This is a genomic window from Staphylococcus sp. Mo2-1 (assembly GCF_046721385.1).
Taxonomy (GTDB): Bacteria; Bacillota; Bacilli; order Staphylococcales; family Staphylococcaceae; genus Staphylococcus; species Staphylococcus equorum_A.
This window is the reverse complement of the sequence record NZ_JBEUUK010000001.1, coordinates 1,404,036-1,429,255: the sequence shown is the minus strand read 5'-3', so window position 1 is coordinate 1,429,255 and position 25,220 is coordinate 1,404,036. Positions and strand designations below refer to the sequence as shown.

The following is a 25,220-nucleotide window of genomic DNA, read 5'->3' as shown; positions in this document are numbered from 1 at the left end:
GTGGCGAAACATGACTCATAAATATATATCGACTGAGATGTTAATTGTTTTTACAACATTATTGATTATTGCCAATTTCTATTATATATTCTTTGAAAAAATTGGTTTCTTACTCGTGTTATTACTTGGCTGTATCCTAGCCTATGTAGGTTATTTGTATTTCCATAAAATACGGGGACTCTTATCATTTTGGATTGGTGCTTTGCTGATTGCATTCACTTTATTATCTAACAAATATACAATTATCATTTTATTTATCTTTTTAATAATGCTAATCATAAGATATATTATTTATAGATTTAAACCATTAAAAGTAGTCGCTACTGATGAAGCAATTGAATCTCCAAACTTCATTAAACAAAAATGGTTTGGTGAGCAACGTACACCAGTATATGTATACAAATGGGAAGACTTACAAGTGCAACATGGCATAGGTGATATTCATATCGATATGTCTAAAGTCGCTAATATTAAAGAAAACAATACTGTAGTGATACGACATATTATAGGAAAAGTTCAAATTATCGTACCTTTAAATTATAATATTATTTTAAACTTTACTGCCTTGTATGGGAATGCTTATGTTAATGAAACTTCTTATAAAGTTGAAAATAATAACATTAAAATCGTGGAAGAGACGAAAGAAGAAAACTATGCTGTAAACATTTATGTTTCGACGCTAATTGGCGATATTGAGGTGATTTATAAATGAATCACTACATAAGAGCAATAGGTTCCATGTTGATATTAGTTTATAGTACATTTTTTGCTCTATTTTTTATCGATAAAGTATTTGTAAACATAGTGTATTTTCAAGGTATGTTTTATACACAAATTTTTGGAATACCAGTTTTATTATTTTTAAATTTATTAGTTATTTTTCTCTGTATTATTGTAGGGTCGGTATTAGCATATAAAATAAATCAGCAAAATCATTGGTTACAGGACCAAATAGAACGTTCTATTGAAGGTCAAACAGTAGGTATTAATGACCAAAATATTGAATTGTATAATGAAACAATTGAATTATATCAAACGCTAGTTCCATTAAATCAAGAAGTACACAAATTACGTATGAAAACGCAAAATCTAACAAATGAATCATATAATATAAATGATGTGAAAGTTAAAAAGATTATAGAAGATGAACGACAAAGACTTGCACGTGAGTTACACGATTCAGTAAGTCAGCAATTATTTGCGACGAGTATGATGCTTTCAGCTATTAAAGAAACACAATTGGAAGCACCTTTAGATCAACAAATACCGTTATTAGAAAAAATGGTACAAGATTCTCAGTTAGAAATGAGAGCCTTACTATTACATTTAAGACCTATTGGATTAAAAGACAAATCGTTAGGTGAAGGTATTAAGGATTTAGTCGTTGATTTAAAGAAAAAAGTACCTATGAAAGTTGTACATGATATTGAAGAATTTGAAGTACCTAAAGGTATTGAAGATCATTTGTTCAGAATTACTCAAGAAGCTTTATCTAATACTTTGAGACATTCAAAAGGTACCAAAGTAACAATAGAATTGTTTAATATGGCAGATTACTTATTATTACGCATTCAAGACAATGGTAAAGGATTCAATGTTGATGATAAGGTAGAACAAAGTTATGGTTTAAAAAACATGCGAGAACGTGCGCTTGAAATTGGTGCGACGTTCCATATTGTTTCTTTGCCAGATTCAGGTACAAGAATTGAAGTAAAGGCACCATTAAATAAGGAGGATTCACATGACGATTAAAGTTTTATTTGTTGATGATCATGAAATGGTTCGAATTGGAATTTCTAGTTACTTATCTACACAGCCAGATATTGATATTGTAGGGGAAGGTCAGTCAGGAAAAGATGCGATTGAAAAGGCTCATCAATTAAATCCTGATTTAATCTTAATGGACCCGCTTATGGATGATATGGATGGTGTCGATGCTACTGAGCAAATAAAAAAAGACTTACCTCATATTAAAGTTGTGATGTTAACAAGTTACATTGAAGATAATGAAGTATATCGTGCTTTAGATTCTGGTGTAGACAGCTATATTTTGAAAACAACTAGTGCTAGCGATATAGCCGAGGCGATTCGTAAAACGTATAAAAATGAATCTGTATTTGAAGCTGAAGTGCTTGTGAAGATGAGAAATAGAATGAAACAACGTGCCGAATTATATGAAATGTTAACGGAACGAGAAATGGAAATTCTATTACTTATCGCAAAAGGTTACTCAAACCAAGAAATTGCGAGTGCATCACACATAACGATTAAAACAGTAAAAACACATGTAAGTAATATATTAAGTAAATTAGAAGTACAAGATAGAACACAAGCAGTTATTTATGCTTTCCAGCATAATTTAATACAGTAATATATTCTATTTTAAGTATTTCCAAAAGGCTAAAACCGAAACGTAGATGATAGACATTTACGTTTCGGTTTTAGCCTTTTTACGTGTTATAAAGCCATTCAATAGGATAGCTTTAAATTAGGAAGTGAAAATAGCTGATAGATATCATGATTTAGATACCTATCAGCTATTTAGCTAAGTTTATATTAAATTATATTTTTTTGTTGTCTGAGTCTGAAATATTATGATTGGAATCAGAATCAGTAGCATGAGTTGATTCATTTTCAGCATTAGTATCTGCTTCGCTTCCAACATGAGTTGATTCATTTTCTTCAATCTCAGCCATTGTATGTTCTTCTGGTGTTTTACCAGCGACTACTTTGCGTTGATGAATAATCGCATTGATTTCAGCCCCGATAATAATAATAAAGCCTGTAATGTATAACCATAGCATTAAAATAATGATACCGGCGATACTACCATATGTTTTAGAATAGTTAGCAAAGTTTGAAATGTATATACCAAATAAGAATGAGCCACCTAAAAATACAATCGTAGCGAATATTGCACCTGGTATTACTGATTTCATTTTAATTTTAACATTCGGCGCTAACGTATATAAAACCATAAACGCTATGAAAATAATGATTAATGGTAATACAACACGTACTAAATTAAAAATCCATTTGATTTGATCACCTAAACCAAGTGGGCCAAATAAAAGCGAACCGATTTGTTCTCCAAAGGTAGGTAATATCAGTGCGATAGGTAAGACGATAATCATAGCAAGTGTAAATAACACACTGAATAATTTAGAAACAACAAAGTTTCTGCTATCTTCAACGTCATATGCGACATTGAAAGAGTTCATAATTGCAGTCATACCGTTTGATGCAGACCACAGTGCTAAAATCAAACCTACAGATAATATACTACCACTAGCGTTCCCCATAATATCACCAATGATTGATGATACTTGTCCCGCATAATCTGAAGGGACGTGCTCTTTAATCATATCTCTTATCGTTGACTGTTCAACACCTACGACAGGTACTATTGATAGTAAGAATAGGAGCATAGGGAATAGTGACAACATGAAGTAATAAGATAATTGTGCAGATAAACCGGATGCATCATCTTTACCTATTCTATAAATGAGATAAGAGAAAAAATTAGGGTTTTTCGTATATTTTGCTGGTTTATTAATACGTGATACAAAGAATTCTTGATTGTCTTTCTTAGGTGATTTTGATTTGAATTCATTAGGTGTGATATAAGTACGATCACGCCCGATTTGTTCATCTTTTGTTTTCTTAGACTTCTTCTCTTCATTCTTTTTAGCTGAGTTTAGAAACTTTGAAGTTGTTTTCTCTTTTTTAGACATATCAAATCTCCTTATGTATTGATGTTTTCAGTATATTGTTTAATATACTTTAAAAGTTAAAGAAGGTAAATAACTGTTGATATTCTTTTTTTAAAAATTGTTTTTAAGTTTTTAAAATATCGCACATTACAAGTTATATACAAAAGACAATACCTAAACATGTAATATTAGGTATTGCCTTAATTTAATTATTTAAACATGCGGTATCAAAAATACAATACTATAAATCAATTAATTGTTTAAACGTTTATTTTTACGTTCAACGAATGTATTTTTCGCGTCTTTTAAAGAACGTTCTAATTCTGGATTATTACGGCGAATTTCTTCTACCACATCTTTCCAATATAATACTTCGTCTTTTACGTTGTTGATAGCTGAAGGTTTTTGAGAACGATTGCCTTCTTTTCTATCTTTAGTTGATTGTTTTAATGATTGGCGAGTTGATTTGTCTGCCAATGTTGCTTGCGCCTCCAATTACGGCACCTAATAGAATTCCTGGAATTAATTTATTTTGCATGATGTTTTACCCCTCTCTTAGATTTGCATCTTTAACTATAAAATCAATTAAGTTATCACAAGATGATTGTACCATTTTATAAACACCTTCGAAATTATTTGTATAATAAGGATCAGGTACGTCAGTCTCATTCATATCACTAAAGTCTAATAGCTTATACAATTGTCCTTTAATGCTAGAATTGATCTGTTTAATATTCTCTACATTACTTTGATCCATTGCAATGATATAATCAAAGTCATCATCAGCTTTAAATAGTTCACTGATCATGTTATCAAACGGTATATCATTTTTAGTGAGAATATCTTGCGTACCCTCATGAGGTGGCTGACCTAAGTTCCATTCACCTGTGCCTCTAGAGGTTACGTTTAAACCTGTTATCTTTCGATCTAGTAATCTTTGTCGCATTATAGCTTCTGCCATTGGCGAGCGACAAATATTGCCTAAACAAACGAATGCTACTGAAATCATGTGACTACCTCCAAATTATATAATGCTATTTCCCATTTTAAAGCTTTTTTAATCATTTCTAAAGCATTATTATGATAAAAGTTTTACAAGAAACGTAAATTTGATAAAATAAGTTGGTAAAAGGGGTGAACGAAGTGACAAATACTAACGAACAAATGATATTAGAAATAAGAGAACGTTTAAATCTTGTAAATCAAAGCTTGATTGATCCAGATAAATATGAAGAAGCAGATAAGCAAGAAATAAGCGAAATTCACGAATATGTAACATCAAAAGCGTCATTTACACCAAGTGAAGCAGTCGCAATTGCAGACGCACTTGGGCAAATACGCAAATAAAAGGAGTGTATAAAGATGACTCAATTACAAGAAAAATTAAAACAATACGCCGAACTTTTAGTTGGTGTAGGAATGAATGTTCAAGAAGGTCAGCCAGTATTTATTCGCTCAAGTGTTGATGCTATTGAATTAACACATTACATAGTAGAAGCCGCATATAAACGAGGCGCTTCTGATGTTAAAGTTGACTATAGCGACGATCGACTTTCTCGCTTAAAATTCGAATATGAAACCGTGGAACATTTTGAAAGTAATGAAGTGAAAGATTATGAAGTTGCTAAGCGTATGGATTATGTAAATAGAGGTGCTCGCAAATTTAGCACTTATAACACAAGATCCTGATTTATTAAATGGCATTGACCGTGATAAATTAGCTGCTTTCCAAAGACAGTATGCTACTGCATATAAAGGATATATGGAAGCAAGTCAGAAAAACCAATTTCCTTGGTGTGTGGCAGCCTATCCTTCAAAAGCTTGGGCAAGCCGTGTCTATCCAGAACTATCTGAAGAAGATGCCTACAACACATTCATTGATGAAGTATTAGATATCGTTCGCGTAGATGGTAATGATCCAGTCGCTAATTGGAAGGCTCATGTTGCTAATCTAAGTAAACATGCAGATAAGTTACAAAGTAAAAATTATAAAGCACTTCACTATATTTCTGAAGGTACAGATTTAGAAATTGGTTTGCCAGAAGGTCATATATGGGAAGATGCAACAAGTTATGCAAGTGGAGGCCAAGCCTTTGTAGCTAATATTCCAACTGAAGAAGTGTTCACTGCACCTCATAGGTTGAAAGTAAATGGCTATGTAACGAATAAATTACCATTAAGCCATAACGGTAATATTATAGATGGTTTTACATTAACTTTTAAAGATGGAGAAGTCATTGATTATAAAGCTGAAAAAGGTGAAGAGGTCTTACGTGATTTATTAAATACAGACGAAGGTGCTAAGCGATTAGGTGAAGTAGCATTAGTACCTGATGATTCACCTATTTCTAATCGCAATACTATCTTTTATAATACATTGTTCGATGAAAATGCATCTTGTCACATTGCATTGGGCTCAGCTTACGGTTTTAATGTAGAGGGTGGTACAGAAATGACTACAGATGAAAAGTTAGCTCAAGGGTTAAATGATTCACTTATTCATGTTGACTTTATGATTGGTAGTAAAGATTTAACAATTTATGGCATTACACAAGAGGATGAAAAAGAACCCGTCTTCGAAAATGGTAACTGGTCAAAATAGAGAGATATTATGGAGAAATCTGTGAAAGTGTTCTGAAGTAGTATTCTATTTTTCAGAGCACTCACTTTTTGTCTTATAAAAGAAAAGGAAATGATTAAATTATGGACAGACCTAAACGTAAATCGATGTCTGAAGCACGAAGTATTAAAGAGAGACAAGTTTTTCCACAAGAAACGAATCATCTGCAGACAATGTTTGGCGGTATGTTGATGGCGAACATTGATGAAATTTCTGCTATAACAGCAACGAAACATAGTAATTCACAAGTAGTAACAGCTTCAACTGATTCGGTAGACTTTTTAAAACCAATTAAAACAGGAGCTGTCGTTTCTTATGAAGCTATGGTCTCATATGCTGGAAAATCTTCAATGGAAGTCTGCGTTCAAATTATTATAGAAGATGTACTTAAAAATGAAAGACATTTAGCGGCGCTAAGTTTTTTAACATTTGTAGCACTCGGTGAAGATGGTAAGCCAATAGAAGTACCTCAAGTTTACCCAGAATCACAGACAGAAAAATGGTTCTATGATACAGCACCTGCTCGAGTTAAAAGAAGAAAAGAGCGTAGAGAAGAAAGTAAAAGTACGATTGAGTTCTTATCAAACGTGCAACAATTAGGATAAAAAATGGAAGGTACATATCGGATTAATTACAATCGATATGTACCTTTCGTTTTTTATATAGATGATTTTTAAAATGTCAGTGATTTGTTTTGACTTCTAACTAGTTAATAAAGCATTAGCGAAATACCACAAGACAAGGTTGTGACCGCGGAAAAGGTGTACAAAAAATCTGCTGACAAAGTTATAAACTTTATTAACACTCTGAGACACGACACTTAACATTTTATTATAATATTATTCTGATACTACCAAAAGTTGTTAATTCCATGTTAGGATAATAATATCTTATAAAAAGGGAGTCTCATTGAAAATGAATGAAAATCAAACAATTGATCAAATAAAAGAAAGATTAGAAAAGTTTATTGACGATATAGACCAAGTTAATCCAAACGAAGTAAAAGTGGAAGATATTGATGAGTGGATTGGTTTATTAGATCAATTAGAAGAAAAAGTCAAAACTGTATCAAACACATCTGAATAAACACAGATTGTCCATAAATTAGATTGAGCTATTGTATGTTTAACTTTTCTTGATTTCGTCTATATATAATGTAGAACGCAAATAGGAAAGGTGATTATACATGGCTAAAAAAGTAGCAATCATAGTAACAAATGAATTTGAAGATGTTGAATTAACAAGCCCACAAGAAGCAATAGAAGAAGCAGGGCATGAAACAGTAATTATTGGCGATACAGCGAATAGTGAAGTTGTTGGTAAACATGGTGCAAAAGCTACAGTAGAAGTTAGTATTGCAGATGCTAAGCCAGAGGATTACGATGGATTATTAATTCCAGGCGGATTTTCTCCAGATCATCTACGTGGTGACTCAGAAGGCAGATATGGTACATTTGCTAAGTATTTCACAAAAAATGATGTTCCAACATTTGCAATTTGCCACGGACCTCAAATTTTAATAGATACTGATGATTTAAATGGACGTACTTTAACTGCAGTGTTAAATGTCCGCAAAGATTTATCTAACGCGGGCGCACAAGTTGTAGACGAATCGGTAGTTGTAGATAAAAATATAGTTACGAGTCGTACACCTGATGACTTAGATGATTTTAATAGAGAAATTGCAAATCAGTTAAATGACTAATTGAAAATCATTAATGAACGCACGCTTTGGACATAAGTGTCCTTAATATATGACTGGAAAAACGTATGGTAATGATTATATCTTATAAGTTGAATTAAAGGTTCAACCTGTGAGATATAGTCTGATGCTATGGGTTTTTCCAGTTTTTTGTATTTTATAATGATAATTTTCGCGTTAGTATATATCTTATGGTCGTATAATGTTTAATAACTTAAACATATATGAAATATGCTTACAATGAAACTCTATGCGTAGCGTGACATACACCCTTGGACTGATATTTTCAATTTGGTGTAGATAAACATTTAAACTATTGATAAACTCACTTATAATGATATGAGAGCAACATAAAGGAGCTAGCGCATGAAAAGAAGCGATCGTTATAAGCAAACTAAAAAACAAACTAGTCAAAAAAACTCAAATATACCGCAGCATAATACCTATTTCCAACCGGTAAACAAACCACCAAAAAAGAAAAAAGGAAAAGGTTTGTTGATAAAGATATTAATACCTATCATCATTTTAATCGTCGCGTTTGTAGCTACAATGTACACATTTTCTTTAAGAGCAGATGTGGATGACTTGAGAAGTATTGAAGATAAAGAATCCTTCGTCTCTGTTTCAAATATGCCCGACTATACTAAGGGTGCATTTATAGCAATGGAGGACGAAAGATATTATAAACATAATGGATTTGATTTCAAAGGTACATCGCGTGCACTATTTTCAACAATAAGTGATAATAGCGTGCGGGGTGGGAGTACGATTACGCAACAAGTAGTGAAAAACTATTATTATGATAATGAACAATCACTAACAAGAAAAATTAAAGAATTATTTGTAGCACATCGCGCAGAAAAAACTTATGACAAAAATGAAATTTTAAGTTTTTATGTGAACAATATTTATTTTGGAAGTGACCAATATACTGTCGAGTCAGCAGCAAATCACTTTTTTGGCGTAACAACAGATAAAAACAATCCTAATTTACCTCAAATATCTGTATTACAAAGTGCAATTTTAGCAAGTAAGATTAATGCACCAAGCGTATACGATGTGAATAACATGTCGGATAATTATATCAATCGTGTAAAAATAGATTTAGAGAAAATGAAACAACAGGATTTTATTTCTAATGAACAGTATGAAAATGCAATCCAAGAACTCGGTGTGTAATAAGCTAAGAGAATAGAACATAAATAAAACATTGCACACGAGCTGTAAGGTGTTTAAAAACACATGTTTCAAGCTTTTAAAGAACTACTTCTTCATTTAAGAAGATGAGTAGTTCTTATGCAAGAGTTTCAGCTCTTGTATTCCTTTGCTAGGGAGCCTTGTGGGAGCGGAATACGAAATCAAATTTTGATTTCTATCTCGCTCCTTTTTTGATGTTATAATTTAAATATACATACATGGATTAATAGCAATTTTAAATATGCTATACACTATAATTCCATTCATAATCAATATAAGTTATTCTTATAAGTGGAGTGAATAATATGCCTAAAATAACAAAGATAGAAGTGCAAAAAAAGAATAAAGAACGTTTTAATCTATATTTAGATGATGAATTTGAAATGGGTATCGATATTGATACCTTTGTCTATTTTAATTTAAAAAAAGATCAAATTGTTGAAGCTAAAGATATGGAAGAAATTCAAAGCTATGAACAATACAGGCAAGCAGTTAACGCGGCTATTCAATATATTTCATATAGAAAAAGAACTGACCATGAAGTAATTAAACATCTTACAAAAAAAGAAATTTCTGAGTCAGTCATTGCTAAAGTCATAGATTACTGTCATGAGCAAAAGCTTATAGATCATAATGATTATGCGAATAGTTTAAAAAACACCATGATTTTAACGACAGATAAAGGTCCTGGAATATATAAACAAAAATTACGAGAAGTCGGCATTGAACAATTAATTATTGATGAATATAGCCAGATTTATGAACAGGAGCAATCTATGGAGGATATATTAAAAGTTGCAAATAAAATTTTGAAACAGAAAAAGGGGCCATTAGTAAAAAGAAAAGAGAAATTGACACAATCATTAATGCAAAAAGGCTACTCTTTTGAGAAAATTAAAGAAGTAATGGACGAAATGGATTTTTCTCAACCTGAAGAAGAATTAGATGAGTTATTACAAAACGAATTAGAAAAAGCATATAATAAATATTCAAGAAAATTTTCAGGTAGAAAATTAATTAACAAAACAATAGAAGCACTTATGAGAAAAGGTTATAAATATGATAAAATTAAAGCTAAATTAGAAGAGAGTGGAATAGTAGATGGAACAGAAGAAATTGAGTGAAATGAGTGAAATTGAATTACGTCATGAGATACAAGGTTATAAAGAGAAAATGCGTAAAGCAGAAATGAATGGCATTTTTAATGAATATGACGTATATGCAAGTAAAGTAATTATTGCAGAAAGCTATCTTATAGATAGAAATAAAGTAGAATTGGGTAAAATATATAAATTAAATGATGGCACAGAAAGCTATTTCAAAGTTGAACGGTTAAAAGGCGTTTTTGCGTGGGGCTTTAGAATTAAAAGTTCAGAACCTGAAGAGGGTTTACCGCTCGCATTATTAAAATTGTAGAAGGATGAAGATAGGATGGGTAGTTCAATTATATTAAAGTTACTAAATGTAACTCATTATTATAGAAATAAAAAATCATCTAAATGGTATTTACCATTTGGTTATGATGAAGAAGATATAGAATTGAATAATTTTAACCTCCATATCTATCAAGGTGAAGCTTTAGGAATAATAGGTGAAGCGGGTTCTTCTAAATCATTAATAGGGCGTTTATTAAGTGGTGAAATAAAACCCGACAAAGGAAAAGTCGTTAAGAAAAGAGACTTGTTTTTTGCTGATATTGAAGATAAATTATTGCAAGCATACTTCTGTAAATGATTTTGTGGCTAATGCAATCATGTTGTTTCAATATAAGACTTCGGATCATAAAGTAGAGCAAATTATAAAATATGCGCACCTTGAAGATAAAGCGGATGTTAAAGTTAGCCGATTAACTGATTCACAATATGCACAATTATTATTCGCATTAGCAAGAACTTCAAAAGCAAGCATTATAATTTTTAATCATATTTTACAATACTTAGATGAATCTTTTATCGAAAAAGCAATTGGACTTACAGAAGAATACATAAACCAAAATTTAACAATTGTGATAATCGATGATGATGTTCAACGTATAGCTCAGACGAGTAATTACATTGCCTGGGTCTCTCACGGCCAACTTAGAATGGAAGGCTCTTTAAATCAAGTCTTACCAGTATTTAAAGACCATGAGAAAGATAGATTGTCGTTGGAAGATGAGCAAGAGAAGGCGAATTTTGATGTTGATTGGAAAAAAGTAGAACAAGAACGCCGGAATTAACTTATAATTTCAAACGTATAGAAAGATATAATCATGTGAAACCACCTGTTGCATTCGTTAGATTTTGGACATGGCTTTCAGTATTTGTAGTGGGCTTATTATTTATGACAATTTTAATGTTTAATAATGTCGGGAAGTTACAGATTGGACAAAATATTGATCAAGCCTCAATACAAAACCAACATAAAGATCCTTATGAAGAAATGTTAGGATACGGTATCGTATTAGATGAATCTATTACTGTGGAAGATATGGACAATGGAAATAAACAAAAAATAAATCAGTATGGCTTTGTAACTATTACCGCTAAAAATAATAAGCATTATAGAATTGACGTAGACAATAGGCATTATAAGGTTGCTAAAAATAAATTGCGTTTCTTTGAACCTGCAGGTTTATATGAAGCACATAGTTCTAAATCATTAGCACCATACATGCATAATAACTATATTAATTTTTATGAATTTTTCAACAGTCATTTGCATAAAAAACATAGTACAGTAACAGAGGGACTTGTACCAGAAAATAATAAGGACAATCGTTTTGTAGTACCTATAGTACAACAACCTATCTCTATGATTTTTAATGACGAAAATAAACTCAAGGGCTTTACATTCCCTATTAAGAAGAAGGAAGAATTAAAAGATAAGTTTAATATTGAAAATAATTTCTGGATTACTAAATCTGGAGAGGGCTATTTCATGGCAGATTTAAAAAATAATAAATGGATATATATTGAATTGTAGGTGTAAAGAATGATTGATAGTATAATTAGTTTTTTTAAAAACATGCCATATCTTAGCAAACAAGCATATCATCGATTAAAATCACAATGGGTGTGGCTTGTTATACCCTTTTTATCAAGCTTGGCATTGCTATTCTTATTAATGCTAATATTTAAAATAAATGGCACCGAAGAACTAATTCAAGCTCGTGCCTATTTTAGATTAGCAGGATTAACAACTTTTGCTTATATTTGGATTGCTGTTTATCGAAGCTATAACACTTATAAAATTGATTACTTTACTAGTAAGTTATTTAACTTGAACCCAATATTTCAAAATGTTGTTATAGCAATCATTACGAGTATAACAATGTTTATAACTTTAGTTATTATGATATATGCTACACCTGTTAATATTGAAAGTTCTATAACTTCTACGTTTTATTATGTAGTAATGTCGATGCTATTCATGATACTCATATCGACAATATTAGGTCTTTCAGCTATTGTTCGTCGCAAAATTAACGGCATGTTTTACGTGATTTCATTAGTAATGTTTTTTATTGTTCCAATACTCTTTATACCAACAAGTAATACGTCACTGGTATCGCATATATTAATGTTAAATCCACTATATTACCTTATTGAAGGTATTTCACAATCTGTCGTGCTTGGGTGCTTTAAGTTTAAATAATATACCATATCATTTGTATTATATATTGTTTTTAGCAATACTTTGTGTAGTTATTTTTGCTAAATATCGAATAATGGCACACAGAAAATATTTATACGCAGTGCCGGATGAAACAATCGTTGCTCATTCAGATACAGATAAAGATGAAAATACGAATGAAGCAGATGATTTAAGCGAAAATAAATAAAGATTATTCACTATTAATTAAACTAAACGTAATAAAAGAACTGGAAAGGTTCGTTGATTGATAACGAACCTTTCCAGTTCTTATTGTATTTAGAGGTATTAAATTTTAAAAACGCGTTATTTTGCAAATAATTTTTTCTGTAATTTATCTTCGCTAAAGACCCGACCGATATATGAATGGTCGATATTCATTTCATCGTCTAAATGGGCAATAGCTACAAAAGAATAATGTCCATTTTTTAAATAACGTAAATCAATTAATCTGATTTCGGTTGTTTCATCATCTAACTTTCTAGCTTCCCAACGATAAATTGTTGAGAAGTTAAGGAATGTTTTAATATTTTTATCACCCTCGACATATTGCATTAAATCATCACTTGGAAATGGATGACGTTTTGATTTGTCACTAAATACAATGTTTCTACCAAAACTACGTCCCACATAATCATGTTCTTCAGTTTGTATTGCAACACGCCATTGCATGAAGCGAATTGTTGGAGCAACAAATACTTTTACTGGATTATGTTCTTGTTGAATTTGTTTTAGAGCTTGTTCTTTAATCACAGCTTGCATTCTAAAGCGAATGATATAATATATTACAAGAATAGCGATAATTGGGAAAAACACAAGATATGGATGAATCCCAACTAACCAAAGCAGTATTCCAATACACCACAAGACAAATATAATTGGATCAAACGTATTAATTACACTGAGTTGTATCCATTTGTTAGTAATAGGCCTTAGCGCTTGTGTACCATAAGAATTGAAAATATCTACAAACACATGTAGAAATACTGCAAGCTGAGCCCATAGCCAAACATGTGTTATATCAACGTTTTTGAAAAATGTAAAAATTAATAAAGTAATTAATAAAGGCCATAATATCGTAAAGGGTATTGAATGTGTGATACCTCTATGATTTGATATATAGGTAGCGTTATCTTTTAATTTAAAAACAGTGTCGCCATCAGGTATTAAAGAGCCAACTACTAATGTGGTAGCTGTGGCTACAAATGATCCTGCCATTGCCGGGTCTTGAGTAGCTAATGCTGTTAATCCGATACCCATGACAATGTGTGTGCCTGTATCCATAAGTATTCAACTCGTTTCATGTCAATAATATATATTCATTATAATCTAATATCATAAATAATAAAAATAACATACTAAAATTTATTTTGAAATTTTTAAGAATTACTAATAGAAAGAGATGTGTAAAATGTTTAATGAGTCAAAATTCAAGAATAATCTCGTTACATGGTTTGACGAACATCAACGTGAAATGCCTTGGAGAGAAACCTCTAATCCATATTATATATGGTTGAGTGAAGTGATGTTACAACAAACTCAAGTTAAAACCGTTATAGATTATTATCATAGATTCATCCATCGCTTTCCAACTATTTCTGAGTTAAGTCAAGCACATGAAGATGAAGTGCTCAAATATTGGGAAGGCTTAGGCTATTATAGTAGGGCACGTAATTTTCACACTGCAATAAAAGAAGTACATGACAGTCACCACGGTGTCGTGCCAGACGAACCGGAAACATTTGGAAAACTAAAAGGCGTAGGTCCTTATACACAAGCGACAGTTATGAGTATTGCTTTCGACAAACCCTTAGCAACTGTGGACGGGAACGTCTTTAGAGTATGGTCTCGACTAAACAATGATGAGAGAGATACGAAATTGCAATCAACACGTAAAGCATTTGAGAATGAATTACAACCATACGTTGAGCAAGATGCGGGTACATTTAACCAAGCAATGATGGAACTAGGTGCATTGATTTGTACACCGAAATCCCCGTTGTGTTTATTCTGTCCGGTTCAAGATCATTGTGAAGCATTTGAAAAAGGTACAGTTCAATCATTACCTGTAAAAACAACAAAAATTAAAAAGAAACATATAAAACAACATGTTTATCTACTTAAAAATGAAGATGATGCTTATTTAATTGAAAAACGTACACAAAAGTTATTAAATAATATGTGGGAATTTCCAATGTATGAAGCAGAGGAAGATAAGCATATTAACTCAGTATTGGGGACACAAGCGACATTTGATCAAGCGCCCGCATTTAAATTAAAACATCAATTTACACATATCACGTGGGATATTGAGGTATTTATGACTCAAGAAAATGTGCATAAAGATGACATCACCTTACCAGAGAATATGGTGTGGATGCAGTTAACAGAAAAAGAAGACTTTAATTTTCCTGTAAGTATGACAAAAATATATAATTTCATAACTAAACATTGTTAGATTCGGTGTTGTATCTTGAGTTATGTTATAATTCTATATGTGAAATTAAGAAAAGGTGGTGTGGAGCATGGTAAAAGAATCCATACCTAAAGAAGGTCAGACAATTAAGATTCAAAGTTATAAACATGATGGTAATATTCATCGTGTTTGGTCTGAAACTACTATATTAAAAGGTACGGAAGATGTTGTTATTGGTGGGAATGATCATACGCTCGTCACAGAAAGTGATAGTCGTACATGGATTACGAGAGAGCCTGCAATTGTATATTTTCATTCTGAATATTGGTTTAACGTGATATGTATGTTTAGAGAAGATGGCGTTTATTATTATTGTAATTTATCTTCACCATTTGTTTGTGATGAAGAAGCTTTAAAATATATCGATTATGATTTAGATATTAAAGTATATCCAAACGGTAAATATCATTTACTAGACGAAGATGAATACGAGCAAGCATATGAGACAAATGAATTATTCACCTGATATCGACGTTATTTTAAGAAGAAATGTAGATATTTTACAGCAATGGATTGAACAGAAGAAAGGTCCATTTGCTCCAGACTTCATTAAAGTTTGGCGAGAACGATACAAAAAAGTTAGAAATTATTAAGCAGATTTAATGTTTTTAATTTAATTATCATTTATAGTGATATGAATGTGAACAATACAAACAAGAAAAAATAAGTTTGCTATAAAATATTCGTATTCGCAAATGAAATTGTCAAACAACTTTAGATAATGCATAAATTAGCAGCCTAGTTGGACCATCAACATAGGCTGTTTCATTTGCAAATATAGTGTGGGGAGGAATCGTTTTATGATTCGCAGATATTTACAATTTGTTCGACCATATAAATGGCGAATCATTGCCACTATACTTGTAGGTATTCTAAAATTTGGTATTCCTATGCTGATTCCATTATTAATTAAATATGTCATTGATGATATTATCAATAATGGTGCTATAACAGTAGAAGAAAAAATCACAAAATTATTAGTTGCAATGGGTATAGCGGCGTTTATCTTTGTGATAGTAAGACCACCAATTGAGTTTTTAAGACAATATCTAGCACAGTGGACAAGTAACAAAATTTTATATGACATACGTAAAAAGCTTTATCATCATTTGCAAGCTTTGAGTTCAAGATTTTATGCGAATAACCAAGCAGGGCAGGTTATTTCAAGGGTTATTAATGATGTTGAGCAAACTAAAGACTTTATATTAACTGGTTTAATGAATATATGGCTCGACTGTATAACTATTATTATTGCATTGACTATTATGTTTTTCTTAGATGTTAAGTTAACTTTAGCCGCAATTATTATATTCCCTGTATATATTTTAACTGTGTATTTCTTCTTTGGTCGTTTGAGAAGTTTAACAAGAAAGAGATCACAAGCATTGGCAGAAGTACAAGGGTTCTTACATGAACGTGTACAAGGGATGTCAGTTATAAAAAGTTTTGCAATTGAAGATAATGAAGCAGGGAACTTTGATAAACATAACCAAAATTTCTTACAAAGAGCGTTTAATCATACACGTTGGAATGCTTATTCATTCTCAGCAATTAATACGGTTACAGATATTGGACCTTTAATCGTTATTGGTACAGGTGCATTCTTAGCAATCAATGGATCGATAACAGTAGGTACTTTAGGCTGCTTTCGTGGGCTATCTTGAACAACTATTTGGTCCTCTACGTAGATTAGTTTCCTCATTTACGACATTGACACAAAGTTTTGCGTCAATGGACCGTGTATTCCAACTTTTAGATGAGGATTACGACATCAAAAACAAAAAAGGTGCATTGCCAATAGAAATAAAACAAGGACACATCGAATTAAATAATGTTAATTTTAAATATGATCAAAATGAAGCAAATATCCTTAAAGATATTAATTTAGAAATTAATCAAGGTGAGACTGTGGCATTTGTTGGTATGAGTGGTGGAGGAAAATCTACTTTAATCAATTTAATACCTAGGTTCTATGATGTTACCGAAGGCGAAATAAAAATTGATGGTACAAATATCAAGTCATATTTAACAGGTAGCTTGAGAAGACAAATTGGCTTAGTTCAACAAGATAATATATTATTCTCGGATACGATTAAAGAAAATATATTATTAGGTAAACCAGATGCTTCAGATGAAGAAGTTATTAACGCCGCTAAAATGGCCAATGCGCATGATTTTATAATGGAACTATCTAAAGGTTACGATACAGAAGTGGGCGAAAGAGGGGTTAAACTCTCTGGTGGACAAAAACAACGTGTTTCTATTGCCCGCATCTTCCTAAATAATCCACCAATTATTATATTAGATGAGGCGACGAGCGCGCTTGATTTAGAAAGTGAATCTATTATTCAAGATGCCTTGAGTGTATTAAGTGCAAATCGTACAACACTTATTGTTGCACATAGATTATCTACTATCACACATGCTGATAAAATTGTTGTTGTAGAAAATGGTGAAATTGTTGAAAGTGGTTCACATTCAGCATTATTAGCTAAAAAAGGTGCATATGAACACCTATATAGTATTCAAAATTTATAGTCAGTAAATATTTAAAAGCGCATTGGGCATTTTAACGTATACCGAGTGCGCTTTTATCTTAAACGATTATGCTACTATTTTGATTACAACTATTATAAGAAATTTAAAAATACCCTTTGAGCAGATGAAAATTAAGCTCAAAGGGTATTTTATTTATAAATCGAAGTCTTCTTCTAGTATATCAATTTCATTATCATTTCGATGGTACGTGAAGAAACTAATACGCAGTCTATCTAAATGTTCTAAAATATAACGATATTCTTCGATTGCTGAAATAATTTGCATAATATTCGTATATGAGTACATTGATTGATAAGGATTTTGAATGATTTCTTTTTGAAATGCATCCATCAAATCTTTTTTCTGTGGGTTTGAAATCTGACTATCAAGTTGATCTACATCATACCGTGCCTTTTTTGAAAGACTGATGAAGATTTGTTCGTGATATGCAATCAATGTGTCTATCTCTAATTTAATCTGCAAAAGTAATTCGTTATTTAAATTATGAAGATCATTTTGATAACGATTCATTTTTCTCAACACTTCATACGCTCGCCGAGTACTACGGACTAATTCTTTAAAAAGAATTTTTTTCCTATTTTGTGCATACAGTTGCTTTTTAGTCCATGGTTTTTCTTCTGAATAATAACCCAAAGTTTCTTCGAGTTTATCAATACGGGTAACAATTAACCCTCTATCTTCTTTAATATGATGATACTCAGAGGTGTCATTTAAAACTAATTTAAACCATACAAAAATATCAGAACAGATATTTAATGAATTATAGTAAATTTTAGATTCAAATTTAGGTGGTAGAAATAAAAGGTTTACTGCTGAAGAACTAAGCACACCAACCATAACAAGTACAAATCTATAAAAGGCAGAAACATAAAAGTTACCAGTATGTTGTCCCATAATAATTAAAGCAGTTATACTTGCTAGCGTAGCAACATGTTCCAATTTGAAACGAAACAGGATTGCAATTAATAAAATTACTGTAACACCCATGATTACAATATTATTTCCAAATATCGTAACCATCACTACTGCTAAAACAGCACCAACAAGGTTACCTATTGCTCGTTCCCCAATTGTTTTTATTGAACGAAAAACACTTGGTTGCATTGCAATGACAGCACTGACTGCGGCAATGGCTTTTAAACCAGCTTCATCAGGTAATAGAGAAGCGATAAACAAAGCAAGTATAATTGCGATACCTGTTTTGAGAATACGGGCTCCTAATTTCAAATGTACCGCTCCTTAATATATTTAATAAAATAATGTTTATACTTGTTATACAACGATTGGGTGTAAAATTCAAGTTTATACCATTTGACTAAATGCATAATCTACCGCTTTTAATGTTGCATCAATGTCTTCGTCTGTATGTTCAGTAGTTAAAAACCAAGCTTCAAATTTAGAAGGCGCAAGATTAATACCTTGGTTTAGCATTAATTTAAAGAATTTAGCAAATGCGTCTCCATCAGTATTTTCAGCCTGAGCATAATTTTCTACTGTTTCATCTGTAAAATATAATGTTAGGGCACCATATACTCTATTTACTGTAGCAGTAATGTTATGTTTTTTAATTAATGAAAGTAAACCATCCTCTAAACGTTTACCTAATACATCTAATTTTTCATAAACGCCATCTTGCTCTAATACTTCTAGAAGTGCAATGCCGGCTTTCATGGATAGTGGGTTGCCCGCCATAGTGCCAGCTTGGTATGCAGGACCTAAAGGTGCTACTTGTTCCATAATATCTTGCTTTCCTCCATATCCCCCTATAGGTAAACCACCACCAACAATTTTACCGAAGGCTGTTAAATCAGGATATACATTATAAAGATCTTGTGCGCCACCGTAATGGAAACGGAATGCTGTAATGACTTCATCATATATAACTAAGCTTCCATTATTATGGGTAAGTTCGTTTACTTGTTCTAAGAAACCAGGTTTAGGTTTAACCATGCCAAAATTACCCACAATAGGTTCTACTAATACGGCAACAATATCTTCTCCCCAATAATCAATAGCTTCCTTATAAGCACCAATATCATTGAAAGGAACTGTGATGACTTCTTGAGCGACACTTTCAGGAACACCAAGCAGAATCAGGTGAACCTAGTTGAGAAGGCCCACTACCAGCGAGCAACTAAAACTAAATCAGAGTGACCGTGATACTGACCAGCAAATTTGATGATTTTAGTTCTTTTAGTATAAGCACGGGCGACACGGATTGTAGTCATAACTGATTCTGTACCCGAATTAACAAACCTAATCTTTTCTAATGAAGGCATAGCTTCACGTAATTTTTTAGCAAATTCAATTTCTAGTTCTGTAGGCGTACCATACAATACACCTTGTGCGACCTGTTCTTGAATTGCTTTAGTAATATGTGGATGTGCATGACCAGTAATAATAGGGCCATAAGCCTGTAAATAATCAATGTACTTGTTTCCATCTACATCAAACAAATATGCGCCCTGACCAGAGCGCATCATAACTGGTGCGCCACCGCCAACCGCCTTATATGAGCGAGAAGGTGAATTGACTCCCCCTAGAATATACTCGTTAGATAATTTTTGAAGTTTTTCACTTTCAGTAAATTTCATACATATCAACCTCTTTTAATTTAATAATTTCGTCTATTATCGTATCATAAAATTAAGAATAAAAAGGAATAGGGTGAGTTAAATGTTAAGAAAAGGCGATCAATTTCCATCATTTAAACTAGAAAATCAAAAAGGGGAGTTTATTTCTAATGAATCTATAAAAGGAAGTAAAGCTGTACTTTACTTTTATCCAAGAGATAATACACCTACATGTACTACTGAAGCATGTGATTTTAGAGATAATTTAGCAATCTTTAATGATTTAAATGCCAAAGTATATGGTATTAGTGGAGATACTAAAAAGAAACACGAAAATTTCAGCCAAAAACTAGATTTAAATTTTGACTTATTAGTGGACGAGAATTATGAGTTGTCAGAAGAAGTGGGCGTCTATCAATTGAAGAAATCATTTGGTAAAGAATCAATGGGGATTGTAAGAACTACATTTGTTATTGATGAAGATGGTATTATAATAGATGTAATCGAAAAAGTTAAAGTTAAAACACAAATGGATGAACTAAAAGAAATCTTGGGGTGAACATAGATGAAAGCTGTCAGTTTAAAAAGAATGGGAGATTTAGAATCTAAATTAATAGAAGCATATCCTACTGTCGATTTTGTATTTACAAAGGGTGTTTCTGAAATAGAAGAACAAGATAAAAAAGATTTAGATATAATATTCGGTTATGATGGTAAACTTAATCAATCGTTTTTAGAAAATTGTCCGAACCTTAAATGGATGGCATGGTATTCAACAGGTGTGAATAGTTTACCTTTAGATTATATTGATAAACAAAATATATTACTTACAAATGGTAAAGGTATACATGCAAAGCAAATGTCAGAATTTATTATAGCTTATATACTTGATGACTATAAAAAAATGAGAACTTCCTATATTAATCAACAAAATAGATATTATGATTCAAAACTTACGGGCTCAAGAGTGAGTGGGGAAACGATTCTATTTCTAGGTACAGGAAGTATCGCTCAATATACGGCTAATATTGCAAATGCAATGAACATGAAAATTATTGGTATCAATACAAATGGTCATTCAGTAGAGGGGTTTAGTAAGACCTTTGCATTAAATGAACTTTCTAATGCTTTAACCGAAGCGGACATAATTGTTAACACACTGCCTGAAACTGAGCAGACTATACATCTCATAACAAAAGCGCATTTTGAGTTAATGAATGAAACAGCATTGTTTATAAATGTAGGTAGAGGGACAATTGTTGATGAGAGTGTGTTAATTGAAGCTTTAAAAGAAAAGCAAATTAGACACGCATATATAGACGTGTTCGAAAAAGAGCCTTTAAATCCAAGTAATGAACTATATTCATTAGATAATATTACTATTACTGCTCATATCACAGGTAATGGTAAAGAAAATATGAGCGAGGTTACGGATATATTTATTAAAAATCTCAATCATTTTCTCAATAAGGAAGATTTAATTGAGAATGAAGTAGATCCTAAACAAGGCTATTAAAGACTTTTAAGTAATGAAGATTGACATTTCACACATCAAACAGTTATATTTATATTAAGTAATAATTATTCTTAAATAGAAAGATGGTGAGTGAAATGAGTGCAAAGATGGAAACAGTTGAACATCAACTAGAACATTCAATTGCGTCTTTAAGAAATAACGGTATTAGAATAACGCCTCAACGACAAGCAATATTGAAATTTTTAATTGCTTCAGAGACACATCCTACAGCCGATGAGATTTATCAAGCACTTTCACCTGATTTTCCAAATATAAGTGTTGCTACAATATATAATAATTTACGTGTCTTTAAAGATATTGGTATAGTAAAAGAATTACCATACGGAGATTCTTCGAGCCGTTTTGACTTCAGTACACATAATCATTATCACGTTATCTGTGATAATTGTGGAAAAATAGTGGATTTCCATTATCCACAACTTGATGAAGTAGAACAATTAGCGCAAGACGTAACAGACTTTAATGTAACGCATCACCGTATGGAAATATATGGGTTATGCAAAGACTGCCAAGATAAAAGAAACAGTCAATAGAAGAAAGAAAACATTATCTAATATCTTGTAATACTAATGATATAAGAAAAGGGAAAACTCATTTTTAAAACAAATGAGTTTTCCTTTTTCTTTGTTCTTACTTCTTTATATTGAATATGTTGAATGATACTAAACTAGAAAAGATGAGTTTATGCGATAGTGGCGGTATTACTGTTTGATAAGCATCCTAGTTCCTACTATATATAATAGAAGGTAAGACAACTCATTAAGTTAAGATGTATGCCGATATATTTACACTAAACTAACGTTTAATACATAAAAACAATAAATAGACATCACAAAGGTAAAATTTAACTAAAAAGATTGCTGAAAATGATTGACGGTTGTGAATAAACTTGATATTATAAAAAAGTCGTCGAAACAAGACACGTAGCAAAACAATCGATTCAACGAAGTTTTTACAAAGTGTAAATTTGACACTTGTTAAATTAGTTGAAAGGATATACAATATTAAATGTTGAGTTAAAAAACGCAACAAACTTAATAAATAAAAAAAGAAATTTATTATTGACTTAACAAAAACTTAATGTTATAATTATTTCTTGTAACGCATTAAAGCAGTAATGAACATTGAAAACTGAATTGCAATATGTCAACGTTAATTCCGAACGCAACATTAAATTGTTGGTTCAAACGTGTTAGAGATAACACACAAATTAGTATTTTATGAGCTAATCAAACATCATAATTCATTTATGGAGAGTTTGATCCTGGCTCAGGATGAACGCCGGCGGCGTGCCTAATACATGCAAGTCGAGCGAACGGATAAGGAGCTTGCTCCTTTGAAGTTAGCGGCGGACGGGTGAGTAACACGTGGGTAACCTACCTATAAGACTGGAATAACTTCGGGAAACCGGAGCTAATGCCGGATAACATTTGGAACCGCATGGTTCTAAAGTAAAAGATGGTTTTGCTATCACTTATAGATGGACCCGCGCCGTATTAGCTAGTTGGTAAGGTAACGGCTTACCAAGGCAACGATACGTAGCCGACCTGAGAGGGTGATCGGCCACACTGGAACTGAGACACGGTCCAGACTCCTACGGGAGGCAGCAGTAGGGAATCTTCCGCAATGGACGAAAGTCTGACGGAGCAACGCCGCGTGAGTGATGAAGGTTTTCGGATCGTAAAACTCTGTTATTAGGGAAGAACAAATGCGTAAGTAACTGTGCGCATCTTGACGGTACCTAATCAGAAAGCCACGGCTAACTACGTGCCAGCAGCCGCGGTAATACGTAGGTGGCAAGCGTTATCCGGAATTATTGGGCGTAAAGCGCGCGTAGGCGGTTTCTTAAGTCTGATGTGAAAGCCCACGGCTCAACCGTGGAGGGTCATTGGAAACTGGGAAACTTGAGTACAGAAGAGGAAAGTGGAATTCCATGTGTAGCGGTGAAATGCGCAGAGATATGGAGGAACACCAGTGGCGAAGGCGACTTTCTGGTCTGTAACTGACGCTGATGTGCGAAAGCGTGGGGATCAAACAGGATTAGATACCCTGGTAGTCCACGCCGTAAACGATGAGTGCTAAGTGTTAGGGGGTTTCCGCCCCTTAGTGCTGCGGCTAACGCATTAAGCACTCCGCCTGGGGAGTACGACCGCAAGGTTGAAACTCAAAGGAATTGACGGGGACCCGCACAAGCGGTGGAGCATGTGGTTTAATTCGAAGCAACGCGAAGAACCTTACCAAATCTTGACATCCTTTGAAAACTCTAGAGATAGAGCCTTCCCCTTCGGGGGACAAAGTGACAGGTGGTGCATGGTTGTCGTCAGCTCGTGTCGTGAGATGTTGGGTTAAGTCCCGCAACGAGCGCAACCCTTAAACTTAGTTGCCAGCATTTAGTTGGGCACTCTAGGTTGACTGCCGGTGACAAACCGGAGGAAGGTGGGGATGACGTCAAATCATCATGCCCCTTATGATTTGGGCTACACACGTGCTACAATGGACAATACAAAGGGCAGCTAAACCGCGAGGTCATGCAAATCCCATAAAGTTGTTCTCAGTTCGGATTGTAGTCTGCAACTCGACTACATGAAGCTGGAATCGCTAGTAATCGTAGATCAGCATGCTACGGTGAATACGTTCCCGGGTCTTGTACACACCGCCCGTCACACCACGAGAGTTTGTAACACCCGAAGCCGGTGGAGTAACCATTTATGGAGCTAGCCGTCGAAGGTGGGACAAATGATTGGGGTGAAGTCGTAACAAGGTAGCCGTATCGGAAGGTGCGGCTGGATCACCTCCTTTCTAAGGATATATTCGGAACATCTTCCTTGAGAAGATGAAGAGGAATGACATTGACATATTGCATTCAGTTTTGAATGCTCATTACGAGTATTCAACATCGAAATGGGCCTATAGCTCAGCTGGTTAGAGCGCACGCCTGATAAGCGTGAGGTCGGTGGTTCGAGTCCACTTAGGCCCACCATTTAGAATTTTATAAGCACTATGGGGGCTTAGCTCAGATGGGAGAGCGCCTGCTTTGCACGCAGGAGGTCAGCGGTTCGATCCCGCTAGTCTCCACCATAAAGAATTTAATTTGTACATTGAAAACTAGATATGTAAGTAAAATTTATGATTTTACCAAGCAAAACCGAGTGAATTAGAGTTTTAAAAAGCTTGAATTCAAAAAAATAGAAATAATCGCTAGTGTTCGAA

General features: G+C 32.9%; 19 protein-coding genes, 2 tRNA genes, 1 rRNA gene and 6 pseudogenes. 22 read left to right on the top strand and 6 right to left on the bottom strand.

What is annotated here, in order from left to right; genetic code table 11:
• Positions 1 to 10 precede the first annotated feature (10 nt).
• From liaF to ABLV95_RS07290, 3 genes are read left to right on the top strand one after another with little or no spacing between them, the layout of a single operon-like run.
• The gene (gene liaF / locus ABLV95_RS07300) at positions 11 to 712 is read left to right on the top strand and encodes a cell wall-active antibiotics response protein LiaF (RefSeq protein WP_460872768.1); all 702 of its coding nucleotides are present in this window, start codon (positions 11 to 13) and stop codon (positions 710 to 712) included.
• Positions 709 to 1,752 (top strand): sensor histidine kinase, encoded by a 1,044-nt coding sequence (locus tag ABLV95_RS07295; protein WP_460876715.1) that lies wholly within the window; start codon positions 709 to 711, stop codon positions 1,750 to 1,752. Before liaF ends, ABLV95_RS07295 begins: the two co-directional genes overlap by 4 nt.
• Positions 1,742 to 2,371: a response regulator gene (locus ABLV95_RS07290; protein ID WP_460876713.1), complete on the top strand. Its 630-nt coding sequence runs from the start codon at positions 1,742 to 1,744 to the stop codon at positions 2,369 to 2,371. The genes ABLV95_RS07295 and ABLV95_RS07290 overlap by 11 nt, the downstream gene beginning before the upstream one ends.
• 190 nt (positions 2,372 to 2,561) lie before the next feature.
• Here ABLV95_RS07290 and ABLV95_RS07285 read toward each other — a convergent pair whose 3' ends face one another.
• The 3 genes and pseudogenes from ABLV95_RS07285 to ABLV95_RS07275 all read right to left on the bottom strand — a co-directional run bounded on the left by ABLV95_RS07285 (position 2,562) and on the right by ABLV95_RS07275 (position 4,722).
• Positions 2,562 to 3,734, bottom strand: coding sequence for a YihY/virulence factor BrkB family protein (locus tag ABLV95_RS07285; protein WP_427706959.1), 1,173 nt, complete (start codon positions 3,732 to 3,734; stop codon positions 2,562 to 2,564).
• A gap of 231 nt (positions 3,735 to 3,965) precedes the next feature.
• Positions 3,966 to 4,251 (bottom strand): annotated as a pseudogene (locus ABLV95_RS07280) (YtxH domain-containing protein).
• Positions 4,252 to 4,257: 6 nt separating this feature from the next.
• Positions 4,258 to 4,722 (bottom strand): low molecular weight protein-tyrosine-phosphatase, encoded by a 465-nt coding sequence (locus ABLV95_RS07275; RefSeq protein ID WP_046466236.1) that lies wholly within the window; start codon positions 4,720 to 4,722, stop codon positions 4,258 to 4,260.
• A 155-nt stretch (positions 4,723 to 4,877) separates the two neighbouring features.
• Here ABLV95_RS07275 and ABLV95_RS07270 point away from each other — a divergent pair, with 155 nt between their 5' ends.
• From ABLV95_RS07270 to ABLV95_RS07225, 10 genes and pseudogenes are all read left to right on the top strand, one after another.
• Positions 4,878 to 5,060, top strand: a complete 183-nt coding sequence (locus ABLV95_RS07270) for a DUF1128 family protein (RefSeq protein ID WP_460876746.1) — start codon at positions 4,878 to 4,880, stop codon at positions 5,058 to 5,060.
• Positions 5,061 to 5,075: 15 nt separating this feature from the next.
• Positions 5,076 to 6,315: pseudogene (locus tag ABLV95_RS07265) on the top strand (aminopeptidase).
• A 101-nt stretch (positions 6,316 to 6,416) separates the two neighbouring features.
• Positions 6,417 to 6,938 (top strand): acyl-CoA thioesterase, encoded by a 522-nt coding sequence (locus ABLV95_RS07260; protein WP_046466233.1) that lies wholly within the window; start codon positions 6,417 to 6,419, stop codon positions 6,936 to 6,938.
• A 310-nt stretch (positions 6,939 to 7,248) separates the two neighbouring features.
• Positions 7,249 to 7,419: an SE1561 family protein gene (locus tag ABLV95_RS07255; protein WP_002507213.1), complete on the top strand. Its 171-nt coding sequence runs from the start codon at positions 7,249 to 7,251 to the stop codon at positions 7,417 to 7,419.
• A gap of 100 nt (positions 7,420 to 7,519) precedes the next feature.
• A complete protein-coding gene (locus ABLV95_RS07250; protein ID WP_285324040.1) occupies positions 7,520 to 8,038 on the top strand; it encodes a type 1 glutamine amidotransferase domain-containing protein in 519 nt (172 codons plus the stop codon).
• A gap of 363 nt (positions 8,039 to 8,401) precedes the next feature.
• Positions 8,402 to 9,214: a monofunctional peptidoglycan glycosyltransferase SgtB gene (gene sgtB, locus ABLV95_RS07245; protein ID WP_460876710.1), complete on the top strand. Its 813-nt coding sequence runs from the start codon at positions 8,402 to 8,404 to the stop codon at positions 9,212 to 9,214.
• 323 nt (positions 9,215 to 9,537) lie between these two features.
• On the top strand, positions 9,538 to 10,356 hold the full coding sequence (gene recX / locus ABLV95_RS07240; RefSeq protein WP_460876708.1) for a recombination regulator RecX: 819 nt from the start codon (positions 9,538 to 9,540) through the stop codon (positions 10,354 to 10,356).
• Positions 10,334 to 10,648, top strand: coding sequence for a YfhH family protein (locus ABLV95_RS07235; protein ID WP_427706967.1), 315 nt, complete (start codon positions 10,334 to 10,336; stop codon positions 10,646 to 10,648). Before recX ends, ABLV95_RS07235 begins: the two co-directional genes overlap by 23 nt.
• Before the next feature lie 15 nt (positions 10,649 to 10,663).
• Positions 10,664 to 12,196, top strand: a pseudogene (locus tag ABLV95_RS07230) (ATP-binding cassette domain-containing protein).
• Positions 12,197 to 12,205: 9 nt separating this feature from the next.
• Positions 12,206 to 12,868: a sugar ABC transporter permease gene (locus tag ABLV95_RS07225; protein ID WP_460876706.1), complete on the top strand. Its 663-nt coding sequence runs from the start codon at positions 12,206 to 12,208 to the stop codon at positions 12,866 to 12,868.
• A 303-nt stretch (positions 12,869 to 13,171) separates the two neighbouring features.
• Here the strand turns inward: ABLV95_RS07225 and ABLV95_RS07220 are convergent, their stop codons facing one another.
• Entirely contained in the window at positions 13,172 to 14,149 is a 978-nt protein-coding gene (locus tag ABLV95_RS07220) for a metal-dependent hydrolase (RefSeq protein WP_460872765.1), read from the bottom strand.
• Between the two features lie 127 nt (positions 14,150 to 14,276).
• On the opposite strand from ABLV95_RS07220, the gene mutY reads away from it, so the two are divergent.
• The 3 genes and pseudogenes from mutY to ABLV95_RS07205 all read left to right on the top strand — a co-directional run bounded on the left by mutY (position 14,277) and on the right by ABLV95_RS07205 (position 17,879).
• A complete protein-coding gene (gene mutY, locus ABLV95_RS07215; RefSeq protein ID WP_460872764.1) occupies positions 14,277 to 15,323 on the top strand; it encodes an A/G-specific adenine glycosylase in 1,047 nt (348 codons plus the stop codon).
• 67 nt (positions 15,324 to 15,390) lie between these two features.
• Positions 15,391 to 15,934, top strand: a pseudogene (locus tag ABLV95_RS07210) (DUF402 domain-containing protein).
• Between the two features lie 207 nt (positions 15,935 to 16,141).
• Positions 16,142 to 17,879 (top strand): annotated as a pseudogene (locus ABLV95_RS07205) (ABC transporter ATP-binding protein).
• A gap of 153 nt (positions 17,880 to 18,032) precedes the next feature.
• Here ABLV95_RS07205 and ABLV95_RS07200 read toward each other — a convergent pair.
• Together ABLV95_RS07200 and ABLV95_RS07195 are read right to left on the bottom strand one after the other, a co-directional pair.
• Positions 18,033 to 19,127 (bottom strand): FUSC family protein, encoded by a 1,095-nt coding sequence (locus tag ABLV95_RS07200; RefSeq protein ID WP_002512520.1) that lies wholly within the window; start codon positions 19,125 to 19,127, stop codon positions 18,033 to 18,035.
• A 75-nt stretch (positions 19,128 to 19,202) separates the two neighbouring features.
• A pseudogene (locus ABLV95_RS07195) lies at positions 19,203 to 20,494 on the bottom strand (glutamate-1-semialdehyde 2,1-aminomutase).
• Positions 20,495 to 20,576: 82 nt separating this feature from the next.
• Between ABLV95_RS07195 and ABLV95_RS07190 the strand changes: the two are divergent.
• The 6 genes from ABLV95_RS07190 (at position 20,577) to ABLV95_RS07165 (ending at position 25,088) form a co-directional block, all read left to right on the top strand.
• A complete protein-coding gene (locus ABLV95_RS07190; protein ID WP_285324051.1) occupies positions 20,577 to 21,032 on the top strand; it encodes a peroxiredoxin in 456 nt (151 codons plus the stop codon).
• A gap of 6 nt (positions 21,033 to 21,038) precedes the next feature.
• Positions 21,039 to 21,989 (top strand): phosphoglycerate dehydrogenase, encoded by a 951-nt coding sequence (locus tag ABLV95_RS07185; protein WP_427706981.1) that lies wholly within the window; start codon positions 21,039 to 21,041, stop codon positions 21,987 to 21,989.
• A 95-nt stretch (positions 21,990 to 22,084) separates the two neighbouring features.
• Entirely contained in the window at positions 22,085 to 22,543 is a 459-nt protein-coding gene (perR, locus tag ABLV95_RS07180; protein ID WP_460876704.1) for a peroxide-responsive transcriptional repressor PerR, read from the top strand.
• 713 nt (positions 22,544 to 23,256) lie between these two features.
• Positions 23,257 to 24,809 (top strand): 16S ribosomal RNA (locus ABLV95_RS07175).
• A 104-nt stretch (positions 24,810 to 24,913) separates the two neighbouring features.
• A tRNA-Ile gene (locus ABLV95_RS07170) sits at positions 24,914 to 24,990 on the top strand.
• Positions 24,991 to 25,012: 22 nt separating this feature from the next.
• Positions 25,013 to 25,088, top strand: a tRNA-Ala gene (locus ABLV95_RS07165).
• The last annotated feature ends 132 nt before the right edge of the window (positions 25,089 to 25,220 follow it).